Raw genomic sequence first — 16,160 nt, forward strand, 5'->3', positions numbered from 1 at the left:
TCATCGTCCTGCGCTTTTGGGATGGTCGTATATTGGCACCCGTTTGACGAACAGTTTTAACGCTTGCCAGTAAATGCCAAACAGGGTTTTAAGAGTGATATGGGGAAACTGTAGCAGGGATTTACCCATAGCTTTGTTGCTTAACTCCGTGCGTTTTAAGCCAATCGCGGCAGTAAAGTGTTTGTCGGTTTTTAAACAGTCCAGTTGCAGGAATAGTTTGTGGCCGGGCGGTTTGATATTCCATCGGTATTGCATTTCGAGGGGATTGTAAGGTGATACATGAAAGGCTTTGTCGCTATCTTTTTGCTCTTTCAGGTCCACCAGGTAACAGTGGCGCTCATTCCAGGGTGTATTACTCACCTCTGCCAATAGATGGCTGAATTCTCCCGCGTCATTTTGCAGATAATAAAAATTCACCGGGCTGAAATACATACCGAGAATGCGCAGTGGTGACAGCAAAAACACCTTGCCCGATAGAGGAGTGCCCGCTTTTTCCGACATGGTTTGCAATACCTCTTGTTTCAGGTTTTGCTGATTGTTGGTTAAGAAATCACTGCGGCGAAACTGTACCCAGTTAAACTTTTCAGCACTGAACAAACTGAGCTTTTGGTCCAGCAGTGCCACCTCATCCAGGTCCAGCCAAAACATCATAATGTTGTATTTGAATTTGTGATTTTTAGGCACAAAGCGCTGATGCCAGGTTTCACCGATATACAGGGCACTTGAATAGGTGGCTGAGGTTACTGTTTGGGTCATAACTAGAGCGACTCGCCGAACCGTTCACATACATCCAACGCACTGCGCAATCCGTCTTCGTGGAAGCCGTTGTACCAATAGGCACCGCAGAAATGCAATCCATCAACGCCACATATTTGGTTGCGCTTTTGCTGCGCGGCAATCGTTTGCTCGCTGAATTGCGGGTGGGCGTAGTTAAAGGTGCGCAAGATCTTGTTGGGGTTAATTTTGCTGGTGGCATTCAGTGTAACGCAAAACGTGGTGTCGGACTCTATGCGCTGCAGAATGTTCATATCGTAGGTCAGGGTTGCAGGGGCCAATTGTTCTTCGCTGCCTCCCTCTAGCATGTAGTTCCAGCTAGCCCAGGCCAATGGACGTTTGGGCAGAATTTCCGTATCCGTGTGCAGTACTACCTCATTATTAGCATAGGGGATTGCACCTAATATATTCCTTTGCTCAGCTGTGGGGTGTTGTAACATTGCCAGCGCCTGGTCGCTGTGGCAGGCAAAGATCACCTCGTCATAGATGCCATCAAGGGCGCTGTTCAGTGATGTTATTTGGTAGCCATTGGCGACCTTGGCTACAGATTGCACGCCGCTGTTGAGGTGGATTTTGTCAGAAAAGTTTCGGGTCAGGGGCTTAATATAACTGCGGGAACCACCAATAAGTGTGTACCACTGCGGTCGGTCGGTAATGTTGAGCAGCCCGTGATTCATAAAAAATTGCAAAAAGAAGCGCAATGGAAATTTTTTAACACTCTCAAGGCTTGAAGACCAGATGGCGGCGCACATGGGTAAGATATAGTTTTGCGCAAAATCATCACTGAGGTTGTGTTTTTCAATCAAGTCACCTAGCGTGGCTTCGTCTGCGAAAGTCGCTTTGCTGTGCTCTGCTTTGCATATTTTATTGAATTTGAGGATGTCTCTGACGATCCGAATAAATTTAGGCCTTAGTATGTTTCTTCGCTGGGCGAACAGCGTGTTAATGGTATTGCCGTTATACTCAAGGTTTTGCGCGGTATTTTTAACACTAAAACTCATTTCCGTGGGTTGGCTAGCTACGCCTAAGTGCTTCATGAGCTTGATGAAGTTGGGATAGGTCCAGTCATTAAATACAATAAATCCGGTATCGATGGCATAGCGGCGGTCGCCAAAATCAACATCCACTGTGGCAGTATGGCCACCGATATAGTCATTCGCCTCGAATAGGGTAATGTCGTTATTTTTGTTCAGTAGATATCCGCAGGTTAATCCGGAAATGCCGGTACCGATGATTGCAATTTTTTTGCTCACTATGAATCCTGATAGTTTTTAATTTTATTTTTAACAAATCGCACTAATGTGCTTAAAACGGGAATATGTTCATAAAACATTGCGCCCATGTCGTAAAAGTCGGTTTGCTGAATAATCTTATCGTTTTTGATTATCAACTCACTGGTGCCATCTAGTTTGATCACCTTGCCACCAGACAGTTTGGGGTGGCGTAAGGCCATCTCCCAACGGGCAATAGCATAGCTGTCCTGTACAACCACATGTTTAATATCAAATTCACAGGAAGTGGTGGTTTCCAGTAAATGCCTGAAATAGGCCTCCACAACTGACAAGCCTTCGTGCTGGCCCACCGGATCAACAAACACAATGTCTCTATGGTAGATTTCCCGTAGCAGATGGAGGTTATCTATATGCAGTGTTTTGTAGAACTGAGCAAAGGTGTCTAATACTGACATGTGGTTTCCTTAGGTTTCGCGATTTATACAACTCAATGAGTTTTTCAGATCAAAGTTAATCCATATCTGCGCAGTATGAGTACATTATATAACCCCTGGATTTTCTGGAGATTACAAATTTGTCAGTAACGTTTCAAACTCCGTTATTTCCGCTGTCCGCACATCTGCTGCCGGGCGGGAAAATGTCGCTTAGAATTTTTGAGCCTCGCTATGTGCGCATGGTGAAAGAATCATTAAAAGCTCAACAGGGGTTTGGGATTTGTATGCTTAATTCCAAAGGCGATAAAGAGTTGAATCAACACATTTATCCCGTCGGAACTTATGCCAAAGTTATTGACTTTGATATGCTGGACGATGGCCTACTTGGGATTACGGTTGAAGGGGAGTTTCTGTTCAGCATCGACAGCATTGAGACTGAACGCGATGAGCTGCGAGTGGGTAGCGTGCAGAGAATAGACGCCTGGCACGCCGATACATTCCCCGACGTCGAAGCCACAGCGCTACAGGAAAGACTGGTACAAATTATTGCTAGCTATCCGGAATTGCATGCGCTGTATAGTGAGCCACCAGTTTCTGATATGTCGTGGGTAGTATATCGCTGGCTGGAGCTGTTACCTATTAAGGCGGCAGATAAACAGCAACTGCTTGAACAAGAAGATCCCAAAGTGGTGGTGGATTTCCTCTCTTCGCTCATTGAGTGAATTTCAGCGATAGTTGATCTTTTTATCGAAAGCGTACGTAAATTTGTCTAAGCTCAGTAAAAGGTGAAAGGTATGCTGGTTGGAATGACGGTGACAGAAGAGCAGAGTCGAGTTCGGGAACCCAAGGAATGCGCTGACGAAATGTCAGAATATCTCCGTAAGATCGCTGAACAACGGTGTCGAGTTTCGTTCTCGAGATTGTTCAGCTTTTTTGCGCCCAGAGTTAAATCCTACGCCTTACGCCAGATAGGTAACGATGCGCTAGCTATGGAGTTGGTGCAAGATACAATGGCAAATGTTTGGCAAAAGGCTCATTTGTTCAATTACGAAAAGGGGTCTCCCTCTACCTGGATTTTCACCATAGCGAGAAATATTCGCTTCGACATGCTGCGTAAGCAACAAAATCGCAAAGAAGATATCTGCTCTGAAGATTTATGGCCTGTGTTATTTGAGCAAACTGCTGATCCCAATGAAGCCGATTTGGAAGAGCAAACTACGTTGAATCAAGTAGGCGAATTTTTGGACAAGCTGCCCGTCAAGCAGCAAGTGGTTATAGAGGCGATTTATGTAAAAGGTAAATCGCAGCAAGAAGTGGCCGATGAGTTAGACATTCCTTTGGGAACCGTCAAATCAAGAACCCGTTTGGCCTTGCAAAGATTAAGAGAGTTGTTAAAGGAAAATGATTAAATACCATCCTGAACACGAACAACTGGTTAAATTTGTATCTGGTGAAGCCGACCCGGCTTGGTCACTGGTAATTTCTGCTCATGTAGATATGTGTCCATTTTGCCAAAAAGAAGTCGAATCTATCAGTGAAGAGTTATCCCACGAACATCTAAACAATGATGCCAACGTGACAATGGATAGTAGCTTGAACCTGATGATGAACGACATCATGGATTTGAGCACCACACCGGAAGAAAAAGAAACATCACAAACAAGCTATCTTGAGTTGGAAGGTCGCAGGTTTGAATTACCCAGAGCTTTGCGCCGCTTTGCCAGTAAAACTGATTCCTGGTCGAGACTGGTGGGCAAGTTATGGCAAGCACCTGTAGATCTGGGTGAAATGGGTAAAGGCCATTTTATTTTTATGGAGCCGGGCGGCAGCGTACCTGAGCATACGCACAGAGGCAATGAGTTAACCTTGGTGATCAATGGCGAATTCCAGGACGGTCAGCGTTGTTATGACACCGGCGATTTTATTCAAATGGATAGCAGCAATACTCATACACCTGTAGCCACCCACGAAGACGGCTGTTTGGTATTTAGCTACGTGGATGAGCCGTTGCACTTTACCTCAGGATTGGCGCGCCTACTCAATCCCTTTAGTCATTTATTCTTCAAATAAGTAAGCCGCTTTTTGTTGTAGGCGGCTGGCTTTTTTACAAAACCGTTCTGGTTTTAATTTCCATTTTTAATACGAAAATCCTGCTCGTTGATTTAGACAACTACGAGACTTTTAAATTTGTGATCTGATGTACTTTTTTCTTAGGGGAGCTCCCCTAAAACCCCCTTTTTGCCCAGCGCGCGAGACAACATAAGTCGCAATTGAAGAACCTCAAAGACCGACAATGATGGCGCGTCCCTGCGCCAGCATTGCCTGAGACAACATCCCTGTTGTCCCTCTTTCAGGTTTTATCTTCACTTTCGACTTATCTCGCGCATGGGCAAGATGCGTATGGACTTCGAACTCGACATCAGAGAACCTGACACAGTTGTTCGAGGTGGGGTATGAAAGAAACAATAGATGAAAGTTGTTGTTATTTAGAACACAGAAGAATTATTCTAAATGACTGATCTTTAAGAAAGCGGCTCGTTAATAATCATCAAATAAATGCTCCATTTGCTGAGATTGAGAAACACGTATAGTCTACCCGTACTTTCAAAGGTTGTTTATTTATGTCAAAAAAGATTTTGTTTGTTTCCCCTCATTTCCCTATTTGGAGAGGGGAGATTCAAAGCACATTAAAAGACAATAGTGCACATCAGTTAAGCCTTGGTGATATCTTTCGTAAAGAAATTAAATCTTTGTCTAAAATCGGGCTTTCAATTAAAAAAAGAGATGGATTCTGGATATATAATTTCTGCCGAGAAAATTCTTGAACTTCTTAAATTAAAATTTTTTAACTTGGATCAATCCATGTTGCTAACAGACTTTCCAAGAACGATACAACAGACGGAACTCCTGATTGATTTGGTAAAGTCAGATGAATTGAAAGCTCCTATATTGTATTTTGTGGAGGGGACCAAACAATCAGCGTTTGATAAGCTTAGTAACTCTTTTCGATGCATAAACTTCGAGCACCCGATAGTTCAAGCAAGCGAGAAAAAACCAAATTGCACTGTCTGCGGTTCCCCACTTACACCATATGTAGATCTTGATGATGCCGGTGTTTTTAAAAATATCGATGACTTGCTTAACTCTTACTACAGTCCCAATGGAATTCTAAATATGTGCAATAGGTTAATCGAGCAGCTTGATCTTAATAATACGAAACTAGATTAGTTTTAATCCAGCTAAATAACTTTCTATTGTCTATTCTAAGTAAGTACAAAACTGGCCCTTTCGCGAGATAAGCTGAGAGGGCAGGAAAAACCGGAAGATTGGCAACAGGGATGTTTGTAGGTTCGGTTTCAACCGGACACCGATGGTTGAATCTCACAGCGTTGTCGAGCTAAAGCGCGACCTACAGGCTTATGTTGTCTCGCGTCCGGGCCAAAAGTGGGTTGAAGGGGAGCTCCCCTTCGAAGAAGTAACATCGAAGAACTGGTATCAAAAGTTTCCACTCATCTTCAAATCTTCATCAATCAACCACTTGTATTGGGTGACACTTACCTTTTTCAATTAACGTAAAAATAAGGAATACCGGAGTTACGGCAAACAACAGACACAAAAAAACGCGCCGGAGCGCGTTTCTTAATAAAGCTTTATAACTAACCCAGTAAGTCGCTGCTGGGGTAGTTAATGCGCAAGGTTTCCAAGGCGTTGTTTTTGAGTTCATCCAATCCCAATGAATCGTAACACTCCACCATAATTTCCAGCGCTTCTTGCACGTGTACCGTATCTGAGAAATACTCCAATATGTATTGGCCACGATTGGCGGCGGCTATGTAAGCCTCGCGCTTGATGTAGTAGCGGGCAATAGCGATTTCGTAGCGGGCCAATCGGTCTTTGATGAACACCATGCGTTTTTTGGCGTCGGCTGCGTATTTGCTTTCCGGGAATTTGCCAATCAGGTTTTCAAAATCTTTGAAAGCTTCTTTAGCTTTAGTGGTGTCACGGTCGGCCCGGTCCATATCAAAGAAGTCTTGGAAAAAGTTCTTGTCGAACTCCATGTTTACCAAGCCGCGCATGTAATAAGCGTAATCCACATCAGAGTGGTTTGGATTGAGTCGGGTAAATCTGTCGATGGTAGCAAGTGCCTCATCGTATTTACCGGATTTATAATAGGAGTAAATCAAGTCTAATTGCACTTGATTGGAATAGGGGCCAAACGGATATCTTGAATCCAGCGTACTCAGAATTGTAGCTGCATTACTGTAATTGCCTATCTTCATCGCATTTTTAGCGTCTTCGTACAGGCTCTCAGCACCTTTGTTCGCTAACACCAGGTCCTCATCATCAGGTGAGGATGAACAAGCACTTATCAAGGCTGCCAAAGTGAAAGAAAGCAAAATGCGGGTGGTTTTTGTTCGTATCATAGAAATTCTAATCTTCTTATGTTCATCTATACATCTTTCGATGCGCAATACTATCTGATTCCAGAGCTGATAAGAACAATTAACTGCTATAAAAGTTCCGAATTCTGTTACCATATCTGTAATTAATTGAACCAAAGCTGAAGAACTACAGCGTTTTCAGCCTCTATGAATTTATTAGGATTTCCTTTGCAAGTTGTTTCAATGAGTGCAGAACTGGAGCTTGAACATGCCGGTATGCGTTTAGATCAATGTCTGGCTGAATGTTTTGACGATTTCTCTCGTTCCCGCTTAAAAAACTGGATATTGGAAGGCAATGTCAAAGTTGACGGCGAAGTAGTCACCACGCCACGGCACAAAATGAAAGGCATTGAGGTGCTGGAACTGGAAGCCCAGGTGGAAGACGAAGTGGGCTATCAACCGGAAGATATCGCCATAGATATTGTCTACGAAGACGACGATATCATTATCGTTAACAAACCCGTAGGTCTGGTGGTGCATCCCGGCGCGGGTAATCAGTCAGGAACTTTACTTAACGCTTTGCTCTTTCACTATCCCGATAGCGCTGTAGTACCGCGCGCAGGCATCGTTCATCGACTAGACAAAGACACCACGGGCTTGATGGTGGTGGCAAAAAATATTGCGGCCCATACCCAGTTAGTTACGCAACTCCAGGCCAGAGAAATCAGCCGCGAATACGAAGCTATCTGTATTGGTAGTATGGTAGGCGGTGGCACCGTGGATAAACCCATTGGTCGTCACAGTACTAAACGCACTGCGATGGCGGTTAAAGAAACGGGAAAAGAGGCAACCACTCACTACCGGGTAATTGAGCGTTTCCGTGAACATACTCACTTGCGTTTGAAACTGGAAACCGGACGAACTCACCAAATCCGGGTTCACATGGACTACATCAAACACAGCCTGGTGGGCGATCAGCTTTATGGCCAAGGGCTAAAATTGCCCAAAGCCGCAACCGAAGAACTGGTCACTCATTTGCGCAGTTTTCGTCGACAGGCGCTGCACGCGGTGCAATTGGGTTTATTCCACCCATTGACTGGCGAATGGATGAGTTGGCAGGCACCGTTGCCAGAGGATCTTAAAGCATTATTAGTGGCTCTTCGTGAAGATACCGAAGCCCATGATGAGTTTGCATAAAAGCAATCGAAGATACCTGTGGCAGCGCATTATATTACACCGGACTGGACAGCTCCTTCGCATGTTAAAGCGATATCCACAATGCGCAGTGGTGGCACCAGTTCTGGCGTATATGATTCGTTAAACCTCGGCCTACACGTGGGTGATGAAGAGCAGCAAGTTGTTGCCAACAGATCCAGTCTCCCTGGACCAAATAAACGACTTTGGTTACAGCAAATCCATAGTAACCGGGTAGTGGATTTCAGTGACGACTCCACCGTAGGCGACACTGCGAGTATTACCGCAGATGGCAGTTTTACCTTTCTTAAAAATCGCGCCTGTGTAGTAATGACTGCTGATTGTTTGCCGGTGCTTTTAACTAATAAACAAGGCTCTTTTGTTGCTGCACTGCATTGTGGTTGGCGCGGATTAGCTGGCGATATTATTCAGCAGTGTTTGTTGCTACTCCGGTCCCATATCCAATCAAATGAAGAGGTAATCGCCTGGTTAGGCCCTGCCATTGGGCCGGATGCTTTTGAAGTGGGCAATGATGTACTAGCAGCATTCCCTGAGCAAAGTTCAGCGTTTAAAGCGCAACTCAATGATAAATATCTGGCGGATATTTTCGCCATTGCTACCATGAAGCTCAATGCATTGGGTGTTACACAAGTGTTCTCATCTAACTTGTGCACCTGGTCCGACAGGCAGCGCTTTTTTAGCTATCGACGTGATGGTCAAACCGGGCGCATGGCGAGTTTGATCTGGATCGAATAAACCTATTTTCAACGTTGTTATTCATTTTACTTAAATCTATTCTTGAATCTGCCCTTGGCAAACCCATCTAGTTTTGTAGTTAGTATTATTTGGAAGTAAGCATGAGATTAGATCGCTTAACCAGCAAATTTCAAATTGCCATCTCGGATGCCCAGTCTTTGGCACTAGGTCGTGACCATCAATATATCGAGCCTGTGCACATTATGATGGCATTGATGAATCAGGAAGGCAGTACCGTAAAATTGTTGATGGAAGCCGCAGGTGTAAACGTGAATAGTTTACGCTCGGTATTGGCCGAGGCATTAGATAAATTGCCAAGAGTCTCCGGTATTGGCGGCGACGTTCAGCTGTCTAAGGAAGCTGTAGTTACCCTGAATCTTTGCGACAAAGTGGCACAAAAACGTAAAGATGATTACATCACTTCAGAAATTTTTGTACTGGCTGCCACCAAGGAGCCAGGCAAGCTGGGCGAGTTGCTACGAAAGTTGGGAGCAACCGAGCAGAACATTGAAGCTGCCATAGAGAAATTGCGCGGCGGTCAGAAAGTGACTGATCCCAACGCGGAAGATGTGCGTCAGGCGCTGGAAAAATACACGACAGATCTCACCTTGCGTGCAGAGCAGGGTAAACTGGATCCGGTGATTGGTCGCGATGAGGAAATTCGCAGAACCATTCAGGTGTTGCAGCGTCGTACTAAAAACAACCCGGTACTTATCGGTGAACCAGGTGTTGGTAAAACCGCCATTGTGGAAGGGTTGGCGCAACGCATCATTAATGGCGAAGTGCCCGAAGGTTTGAAACACAAGCGGGTACTCTCGCTGGATATGGGCGCGCTGGTGGCGGGTGCCAAATACCGCGGTGAGTTCGAAGAACGTTTAAAAGCGGTGTTATCTGAGCTGGCCAAAGAAGAGGGCAGTGTCATCCTGTTTATTGATGAACTGCATACTATGGTGGGCGCGGGCAAAGGTGGCGAAGGTGCCATGGATGCTGGCAACATGTTAAAACCCGCGTTGGCCCGTGGTGAACTGCACTGTGTGGGTGCCACCACACTGGATGAATATCGCAAATATATTGAAAAAGACGCCGCCTTAGAACGTCGTTTCCAGAAAGTTTTGGTGGAAGAGCCCAGCGTCGAAGACACTATCGCTATTTTGCGTGGTTTAAAAGAACGCTATGAATTGCACCATTCGGTGGACATTACCGATCCGGCTATCGTTGCCGCGGCGGCCTTATCTCATCGTTACATTAGCGACCGACAATTACCCGATAAAGCCATTGATTTGATTGATGAAGCGGCGTCGCGTATTCGTTTGCAAATCGATTCCAAACCTGAAGATATGGACCGCTTAGAGCGTAAGATCATCCAGTACAAACTGGAAGAGCAGGCGCTGTCCAAAGAAACCGATGAAGCCAGCTTTAAGCGTTTGGCGGCCATGGAGCTGGAACGCGAAAAATTAGAGAATAGTTTGGCTGAACTGGAGAAGGTCTGGTCGGCTGAGAAAGTTGCCATGCAGGGGGCGCAGCACATCAAGCAAGAACTTGAGCAAGCGAAACTGGATTTAGAGATTGCACGTCGTGCACAGGATCTCAATCGCATGTCTGAGTTGCAATATGGGCGTATTCCCGAGCTGGAACAAAAACTAGATTTTGCCAATCTGTCTGAAAAACAGCAGCACGCTACATTACTACGCAACAAAGTCACCGATATTGAAATTGCTGATGTGCTCTCCCGCTGGACAGGCATTCCGGTGAATAAGATGCTGGAAGGCGAAAAAGACAAGTTGCTGCACATGGAAGAACAGCTTCATTCCAGAGTAATTGGTCAGCAGCAGGCTGTAGGTGTGGTATCCAATGCCATTCGCCGCTCCAGAGCCGGGTTGTCGGATCCAAACAGACCCATAGGTTCATTCTTGTTCCTGGGCCCAACGGGGGTGGGGAAAACCGAGTTGTGCAAGGCCCTTGCAGAATTTATGTTCGATACTGATAGCGCTATGGTGCGTATTGATATGTCGGAGTTTATGGAAAAACATTCAGTAGCACGACTGGTTGGTGCGCCTCCGGGCTATGTGGGATACGACGAAGGCGGTTACTTAACCGAGGCAGTCAGAAGAAAGCCTTATTCAGTGATCTTGTTGGATGAAGTGGAAAAAGCCCATCCAGATGTATTCAATATTTTGCTACAGCTATTGGATGATGGACGACTTACCGATGGTAAAGGTCGCACGGTAGACTTTAAAAATACGGTGGTGATCATGACCAGTAACCTGGGCTCTGATCTTATTCAGGAGCAACACCTGGAAAAAGATTACGAGCAAATGAAAACTACCGTGATGGAAGTGGTGGGTGAGCATTTCAGACCGGAGTTTATCAACCGTATTGATGATACTGTGGTATTCCATCCGCTGGGACAATCTCACATTAAATCTATTGCTTCGATTCAGTTGCAGCATTTGCGTCAGCGTCTGGAAGAGCAAGAGATGAGTTTAGACGTCACGGATGCTGCGTTAAGCAAGATTTCCGAAGCGGGCTTTGACGCGGTATTTGGTGCTCGACCACTGAAACGCGCTATTCAGCAAGAGATCGAAAATCCACTGGCACAGCGATTATTGTCCGGAGACTTTAAAAAGGACGATAAGATTAAGGTGGATGTTGAAAATAACCAGCTAAGTTTCACTAAAGCTTAAGGTAACCACCCGATAAAACAGTAGAAAAGCACCTTGATTGGTGCTTTTTTATTTCTACTGATTGATAACCGTTATTTTATGCTGAAGGTACGTGATTTACCTGAGTAACTGCGTAGTTTTCGGTCCCAGCCGCTTTTCCAGTAACCTTTGTGTTTAATGCGGTAGCTACCAGAGGGAGTGTTTTCCGCCGGTATCCAGATGGCGTCAACATAAGAGCAAGCGAGGCAATCCGCCGAAGTATCCCGGCGCCAGACAAACTTGGTATCCAGGTCATCATCCTTCAACCAGGTTTGCCAGTTACCATTCACTTTTCTTTGTACTTCCACAAAGCTATCGATTTTAGTGAAGTTGTTTCTTGGGTGACCAGAGCGAAAGGTTACTTTAACTTGTGAGCCTGTCTCATAACTGCTTTTGGCGTCTTTGGTGACTTTACCAAAAGATTCCCAAAGTCGTTTATCGTCATAGACAACGCCAATGGTTTTGATTATCTGGTCTTTACTTAAATCAGGTGGTGTTGGCCCCGAACTGACACCCCACCCATTTTTAATGGCTAAAGCCAACTCGTTGTAAACTTGTAAGTATGCCGGCAAGGTATTTGGCCCATATACAGTGTGCCCACCTTCATAGTGCTGCATCTGGTATTCTTCTGGCGTAGTGATATAACCGTGATAGGCATTCGCCAGGCCGGCAATCACGGCAGTATCAATTCCCTTAGACGCAAGAGTTTGAAGAACTTGGTTTTGTAGTCTGCGACCCGCCATTGTGGTCATCTCACCAGCACTGGCTACGATGGCCAGGTTGCCAATGGTAACTAGTTGGAAAGGAATATGCGCGGTATACAGTTCTGCCCCTAATACCTTTCGCTTCACAAAAGTGGGTTTGGGATATTGGCAAGGATCGTCTGCACTTTGATTGAATAACGTCGCGTCAGAAAAACCATTCATAAGTGCGAAGATAGGGTAGCCTGCGATGGCATTGGCAAACAGGTTACTGTTTTTATTCCATGAAGAGCCTTCATTGTCGACGGTCATGCCTTCAAATACGCCGGGAATATCGCTGGGACCATCCCAGCTGGAACCCGCAGTCATGGACCAGCCCACAACACCTTCGCATATTTCGGTGTCACCATTGCCAGTAAAAGTATTGCTAACTTCATAGCCCGGAAGATAGACGTACTGGTGTCGATACTCCAGACTACCTGTTAGCCGACTCAATCCAGATTGATAAAGTTGTTTTGCCGCTTCAAATTGTTTGCCACCGGAAAGTTCCATACTGGCTTGTTCATTGGCACCGCAACCATTTCCCGGACCGCAAATATTGGGCGAACTGTCACCCAGGTTACTGTTGGCAAAGGCTGCAACAAAGTCGGGGTTATGGGAGGTTTTCCAGTTTTCAAAATACTGACTGGCAGCCCCTTTATTGTCGCCACTTATCTGACGCTGGGAAGTACCATAAGAAACGTTGTGCACAGCAAACCAATTGATCACACCAAGCTCTGTTCCGCTGTCTTTGACCAGCTTCAATTGCACCATGTTTTTGTTAGTATTGGAACTGTATTGATGACTGTCGTTGTTTTGGTTATAGGGCTGTGGGTTGCGATTGATGTTGATACCATCAAATTCATCCTGACTAACGTATATATCACCTTGACCGGCGCTGGATACGGCATTAACAATAGAATTATAAATGCCATTTGTGATGGCATTGTAATTGTCGGAATCATACCCCAAGGCACTCATATTCAGCATGACATAATGATCATAGCCACCGGGGCCAACATGGGTGTGGGTAGCTGTTAACATGACATTGGCATCGCTAAACTGATTCCCGTATTGCGCTTTTAGTTTGTTGATAACCCCTTGTTTAACCCCTTGTGTAATACTTTGTAAGTCGGCGGAGACGAAAACAAACTTTTGACCAGTACCGGGTTCTTCGATGTAAAACGCTCTTGACCAGAGCCTGGAGTGGATACCCTTTGTCGTCTGACCGGTATCTCCATAGCCCACCATACCAAGATCTGCTGCCGGGCCTGTAACGTCTGACTTGCCACTGCCAATGATCCAGTCTCCGGCATGGACTGTGGGGTTAACTAAGAGTATCTGTAAAATGCCTAAAAGCCATAGCTTTGCTTTTGTTATTTTCATGTTTGCTCCTGAATTATATTTTTATTTATTCTGAACTTTTCTATGCAAAACCAGAGTGGCGAAAGCGTAGAAAAGGTTCTTTTATTTACCGTGGTGCAAACGGGATGGCTATAGTAAAAATGACCTAATCAAATGAGAGGGAGCTTTTGAAACAGCCGAGCCAGTTCTGAGCGGCTGGTTATTTCTAGTTTGCGATAAATACGATACAGATGATTGGAGATGGTGGAGGGGGCTATGCCCAGTTCTCTGGCAACCTCTTTAAAGGTTAACCCCTGGATGATCCAGTTAACAATTTGTTGTTCCCGGGCTGATAATTGGTCCAGAGGATGGACTTTTCTCACCGTGATTTGTAGCAATTCACCTAATGGTGTAATGCTGATCTTAATCCCGTTGAGGTCTTCGTTTAACTCATAATTTTGCGCTAGCGGGAAAACATTATTAAAAACAACCGGAGTTTGTGATAACAACTCAACAAATCGAGGTTGTACATGCCAATAACATCCATGTTTGTCGCAAATCGCCATCGCAGCATCGTCAGTTCGCGCTTCTATATGCAGGAAAAAGTTGTGGGAAGCTGCGCTGACAAGGTGGTAAATGAGTCGTGATATGGTTGTTTTTTCTTTTTCCAGGAAGTCTCTATTCCGGTCAAATCTGTACAGGCTAATCAGGCTGTGCAGTTTGCTGTGTTGTTCTATATGGCCGGTGGCGAGGATCCGTTGAATGCCATAGGGTTCAAATAACTGTTTGTACAATGAAGAGTTATAGAATTTTGGGTCATCGATAACTTCACTCATCGAAATTGGGTTATCGAGGTTGTTTAGAATGGCTCCCCGGATAGGGTTTAAATCTAGTGTTGCTATGAGTTTTTTACCATAGTCGGCATCAAGCCCCAGGTGCTCAAGGTAATGAAATTGCAGCGTGTTAAGATTTCCCGTTCCCCATATAGCCGCATCCACATTCAGTAATTCGGTTAATTGTAATAGTGCCCAATTGCGAAAATCCCCCGGCGCTATGTTTGAAGCCTCACAATAAAGTGTTTGAATAAACATCTCTGTTTCGTGATTTGAAACGGGTTTTGTGATGGCCATAAAACTCTCAGAAAATTATTTCAGACCTCAAGACTGTATTAAATAAAAGCAAGTATTAAAAGCAAACCTGCCAATTCCTGGCTATATCGCTCTGTGTAATAGAGTGTTTTAATTTTTCAGTTCAAGTCGAGAATATTCCTCAAAAAATTTAGCAAAATATGCTATTTTCAACCCTCATCGATGGAGGAATGAATGACAGAAACTAAAAAGAAAGGCATTTACTTGTTACCCAACCTGTTAACGACCGCAGGGATTTTTTCAGGGTTTTATGCCGTTGTGGCTTCTATGAATGGCCAGTTTACCTCTGCCGCAGTAGCGATTTTCATCGCAATGATCTTCGATGGCCTTGATGGCCGCGTCGCCAGGATGACCAACACCCAAAGTGCCTTTGGTGCCGAGTATGACTCAATGGCGGATATGGTGTCTTTTGGTATGGCTCCGGCGTTAATCGCCTATAACTGGGCTTTGTCAGGCCTCAACAAATTGGGTTGGTTAGCTGCATTTATTTATGTGGCGGGTGCCGCACTGCGTCTGGCGAGATTTAACACTACTGTAGAAACTGCCGACAAGCGTTTTTTCCAGGGATTGCCAAGCCCGTCAGCAGCCGCGTTGGTAGCGGGAATGGTGTGGGTTGGTGAAGAATATCAGGTAAAAGAGATATTCAATCTGGCTTTCGTCGAGGTTTTTGTGTGTTTAGTTACTGCAGCCGCCGGCATATTGATGGTGAGTAACTTTAAATACAACTCTTTTAAAGAAGTAAACTGGCACGGCAAGGTACCTTTCGTTGCTATTCTTCTGGTGTGTGTGATCTTTATTATTGTGGCAACAGAACCATCGTTAGTGTTGTTCCTTGTTTTCGCACTATATACTGTGGCAGGTCCCATCAATACCTTTAGAACAGTAGAAAAAGTAAAGCTGGAGCACGTGCTTGGTGACGCTGAGGAAGGCGATGCCGATTTTAATGAAGCCAACGATAAAGAAAAGTCTACTACCAGTAACGAAGAGAACAATAATAAACAGAGTTAATGTTCGCTTTATATAAATAAACGATAAAAGCCGTCTTAAAGACGGCTTTTTTGTTGTTTAAATAAGCTAAATTCCCGTAAGTCATTGTTATTATTGAACTGTTTTAGAGTTAAGGTGCTTTATTAAAATAAAACATTAATTTCTAAATTAGGGCTTGCATCCTGTAAATATCTGCTTATAATGCGCGCCTCATTGAGTTGAACGGCTCAAATCAAAGTTCTCAGAACTTAGATTTGAAAAGAAGTTAAATTTTTTTAGAAAAAAAGATTGACACTTAAACTCAAGCGCGTAGAATGCGCCTCCGCTTCGGGAGATAAACGAAGCAGCCGGAAACGGCGAAGTACCATAGGTACATCGTTCTTTAACAATTAGCAATAAGACAATCTGTGTGGGCATCGATTGATTTTGATGTCGACCCAAAAAATTTATATTTTCGATTTTAATTG

At 44.7% G+C, this 16,160-nt stretch carries 16 protein-coding genes; 9 read left to right on the forward strand and 7 right to left on the reverse strand.

Features of this window, described 5'->3' with window-relative positions:
• From ACXAGP_RS21285 to ACXAGP_RS21295, 3 genes are read right to left on the reverse strand one after another with little or no spacing between them, the layout of a single operon-like run.
• Complete coding sequence (locus ACXAGP_RS21285; RefSeq protein ID WP_475263779.1) at window positions 1–756, reverse strand: DUF1365 domain-containing protein; 756 nt, start codon at window positions 754–756, stop codon at window positions 1–3.
• Between the two features lie 2 nt (window positions 757–758).
• Window positions 759–2,027, reverse strand: coding sequence for an NAD(P)/FAD-dependent oxidoreductase (locus tag ACXAGP_RS21290; RefSeq protein ID WP_475263781.1), 1,269 nt, complete (start codon window positions 2,025–2,027; stop codon window positions 759–761).
• Window positions 2,027–2,461 (reverse strand): nuclear transport factor 2 family protein, encoded by a 435-nt coding sequence (locus ACXAGP_RS21295; protein WP_475263782.1) that lies wholly within the window; start codon window positions 2,459–2,461, stop codon window positions 2,027–2,029. Before ACXAGP_RS21295 ends, ACXAGP_RS21290 begins: the two co-directional genes overlap by 1 nt.
• Before the next feature lie 119 nt (window positions 2,462–2,580).
• On the opposite strand from ACXAGP_RS21295, the gene ACXAGP_RS21300 reads away from it, so the two are divergent.
• The 5 genes from ACXAGP_RS21300 to ACXAGP_RS21320 all read left to right on the forward strand — a co-directional run bounded on the left by ACXAGP_RS21300 (window position 2,581) and on the right by ACXAGP_RS21320 (window position 6,011).
• Window positions 2,581–3,162, forward strand: a complete 582-nt coding sequence (locus ACXAGP_RS21300) for an LON peptidase substrate-binding domain-containing protein (protein ID WP_475263784.1) — start codon at window positions 2,581–2,583, stop codon at window positions 3,160–3,162.
• A gap of 72 nt (window positions 3,163–3,234) precedes the next feature.
• Window positions 3,235–3,849: a sigma-70 family RNA polymerase sigma factor gene (locus ACXAGP_RS21305; protein ID WP_338293241.1), complete on the forward strand. Its 615-nt coding sequence runs from the start codon at window positions 3,235–3,237 to the stop codon at window positions 3,847–3,849.
• The gene (locus tag ACXAGP_RS21310; protein ID WP_475263785.1) at window positions 3,842–4,510 is read left to right on the forward strand and encodes a ChrR family anti-sigma-E factor; all 669 of its coding nucleotides are present in this window, start codon (window positions 3,842–3,844) and stop codon (window positions 4,508–4,510) included. The genes ACXAGP_RS21305 and ACXAGP_RS21310 overlap by 8 nt, the downstream gene beginning before the upstream one ends.
• 551 nt (window positions 4,511–5,061) lie before the next feature.
• A complete protein-coding gene (locus ACXAGP_RS21315; protein WP_475263787.1) occupies window positions 5,062–5,265 on the forward strand; it encodes a hypothetical protein in 204 nt (67 codons plus the stop codon).
• A gap of 545 nt (window positions 5,266–5,810) precedes the next feature.
• The gene (locus tag ACXAGP_RS21320; RefSeq protein ID WP_475263789.1) at window positions 5,811–6,011 is read left to right on the forward strand and encodes a hypothetical protein; all 201 of its coding nucleotides are present in this window, start codon (window positions 5,811–5,813) and stop codon (window positions 6,009–6,011) included.
• A gap of 85 nt (window positions 6,012–6,096) precedes the next feature.
• Here the strand turns inward: ACXAGP_RS21320 and ACXAGP_RS21325 are convergent, their stop codons facing one another.
• Window positions 6,097–6,864 carry an outer membrane protein assembly factor BamD gene (locus ACXAGP_RS21325; protein ID WP_475263790.1) on the reverse strand — a complete coding sequence of 256 codons (768 nt, stop codon included), beginning with the start codon at window positions 6,862–6,864 and terminating at the stop codon, window positions 6,097–6,099.
• Between the two features lie 201 nt (window positions 6,865–7,065).
• Here ACXAGP_RS21325 and rluD point away from each other — a divergent pair, with 201 nt between their 5' ends.
• The 3 genes from rluD to clpB all read left to right on the forward strand — a co-directional run bounded on the left by rluD (window position 7,066) and on the right by clpB (window position 11,456).
• Window positions 7,066–8,019, forward strand: a complete 954-nt coding sequence (rluD, locus tag ACXAGP_RS21330; protein ID WP_475263792.1) for a 23S rRNA pseudouridine(1911/1915/1917) synthase RluD — start codon at window positions 7,066–7,068, stop codon at window positions 8,017–8,019.
• Window positions 8,020–8,037: 18 nt separating this feature from the next.
• On the forward strand, window positions 8,038–8,772 hold the full coding sequence (gene pgeF / locus ACXAGP_RS21335; RefSeq protein ID WP_475263793.1) for a peptidoglycan editing factor PgeF: 735 nt from the start codon (window positions 8,038–8,040) through the stop codon (window positions 8,770–8,772).
• Between the two features lie 101 nt (window positions 8,773–8,873).
• On the forward strand, window positions 8,874–11,456 hold the full coding sequence (gene clpB, locus ACXAGP_RS21340) for an ATP-dependent chaperone ClpB (protein WP_475263794.1): 2,583 nt from the start codon (window positions 8,874–8,876) through the stop codon (window positions 11,454–11,456).
• A gap of 71 nt (window positions 11,457–11,527) precedes the next feature.
• Here the strand turns inward: clpB and ACXAGP_RS21345 are convergent, their stop codons facing one another.
• Together ACXAGP_RS21345 and ACXAGP_RS21350 are read right to left on the reverse strand one after the other, a co-directional pair.
• Window positions 11,528–13,600, reverse strand: coding sequence for a neutral/alkaline non-lysosomal ceramidase N-terminal domain-containing protein (locus ACXAGP_RS21345; protein WP_475263795.1), 2,073 nt, complete (start codon window positions 13,598–13,600; stop codon window positions 11,528–11,530).
• Window positions 13,601–13,728: 128 nt separating this feature from the next.
• Window positions 13,729–14,688 (reverse strand): helix-turn-helix transcriptional regulator, encoded by a 960-nt coding sequence (locus tag ACXAGP_RS21350; protein WP_475263797.1) that lies wholly within the window; start codon window positions 14,686–14,688, stop codon window positions 13,729–13,731.
• Window positions 14,689–14,880: 192 nt separating this feature from the next.
• On the opposite strand from ACXAGP_RS21350, the gene pssA reads away from it, so the two are divergent.
• Entirely contained in the window at window positions 14,881–15,714 is an 834-nt protein-coding gene (gene pssA / locus ACXAGP_RS21355; protein ID WP_475263799.1) for a CDP-diacylglycerol--serine O-phosphatidyltransferase, read from the forward strand.
• Between the two features lie 189 nt (window positions 15,715–15,903).
• Here the strand turns inward: pssA and ACXAGP_RS21360 are convergent.
• Window positions 15,904–16,160 (reverse strand): hypothetical protein (locus tag ACXAGP_RS21360; RefSeq protein WP_475263800.1); only part of this gene is annotated, 257 nt, incomplete at its 5' end.

The sequence above is a fragment of the Planctobacterium sp. AWM4_229 genome (assembly GCF_056160305.1).

Coding starts and splice junctions, on each gene's coding strand:
- ACXAGP_RS21295 (WP_475263782.1), bottom strand. CDS start 2,461: ATGTCAGTATTAGACACCTTTGCTCAGTTCTACAAAACACTGCATATA.
- ACXAGP_RS21325 (WP_475263790.1), bottom strand. CDS start 6,864: ATGATACGAACAAAAACCACCCGCATTTTGCTTTCTTTCACTTTGGCA.
- ACXAGP_RS21320 (WP_475263789.1), top strand. CDS start 5,811: ATGGTTGAATCTCACAGCGTTGTCGAGCTAAAGCGCGACCTACAGGCT.
- ACXAGP_RS21315 (WP_475263787.1), top strand. CDS start 5,062: ATGTCAAAAAAGATTTTGTTTGTTTCCCCTCATTTCCCTATTTGGAGA.
- ACXAGP_RS21285 (WP_475263779.1), bottom strand. CDS start 756: ATGACCCAAACAGTAACCTCAGCCACCTATTCAAGTGCCCTGTATATC.
- ACXAGP_RS21350 (WP_475263797.1), bottom strand. CDS start 14,688: ATGGCCATCACAAAACCCGTTTCAAATCACGAAACAGAGATGTTTATT.
- clpB (WP_475263794.1), top strand. CDS start 8,874: ATGAGATTAGATCGCTTAACCAGCAAATTTCAAATTGCCATCTCGGAT.
- ACXAGP_RS21305 (WP_338293241.1), top strand. CDS start 3,235: ATGCTGGTTGGAATGACGGTGACAGAAGAGCAGAGTCGAGTTCGGGAA.
- ACXAGP_RS21345 (WP_475263795.1), bottom strand. CDS start 13,600: ATGAAAATAACAAAAGCAAAGCTATGGCTTTTAGGCATTTTACAGATA.
- pssA (WP_475263799.1), top strand. CDS start 14,881: ATGACAGAAACTAAAAAGAAAGGCATTTACTTGTTACCCAACCTGTTA.
- rluD (WP_475263792.1), top strand. CDS start 7,066: ATGAGTGCAGAACTGGAGCTTGAACATGCCGGTATGCGTTTAGATCAA.
- ACXAGP_RS21310 (WP_475263785.1), top strand. CDS start 3,842: ATGATTAAATACCATCCTGAACACGAACAACTGGTTAAATTTGTATCT.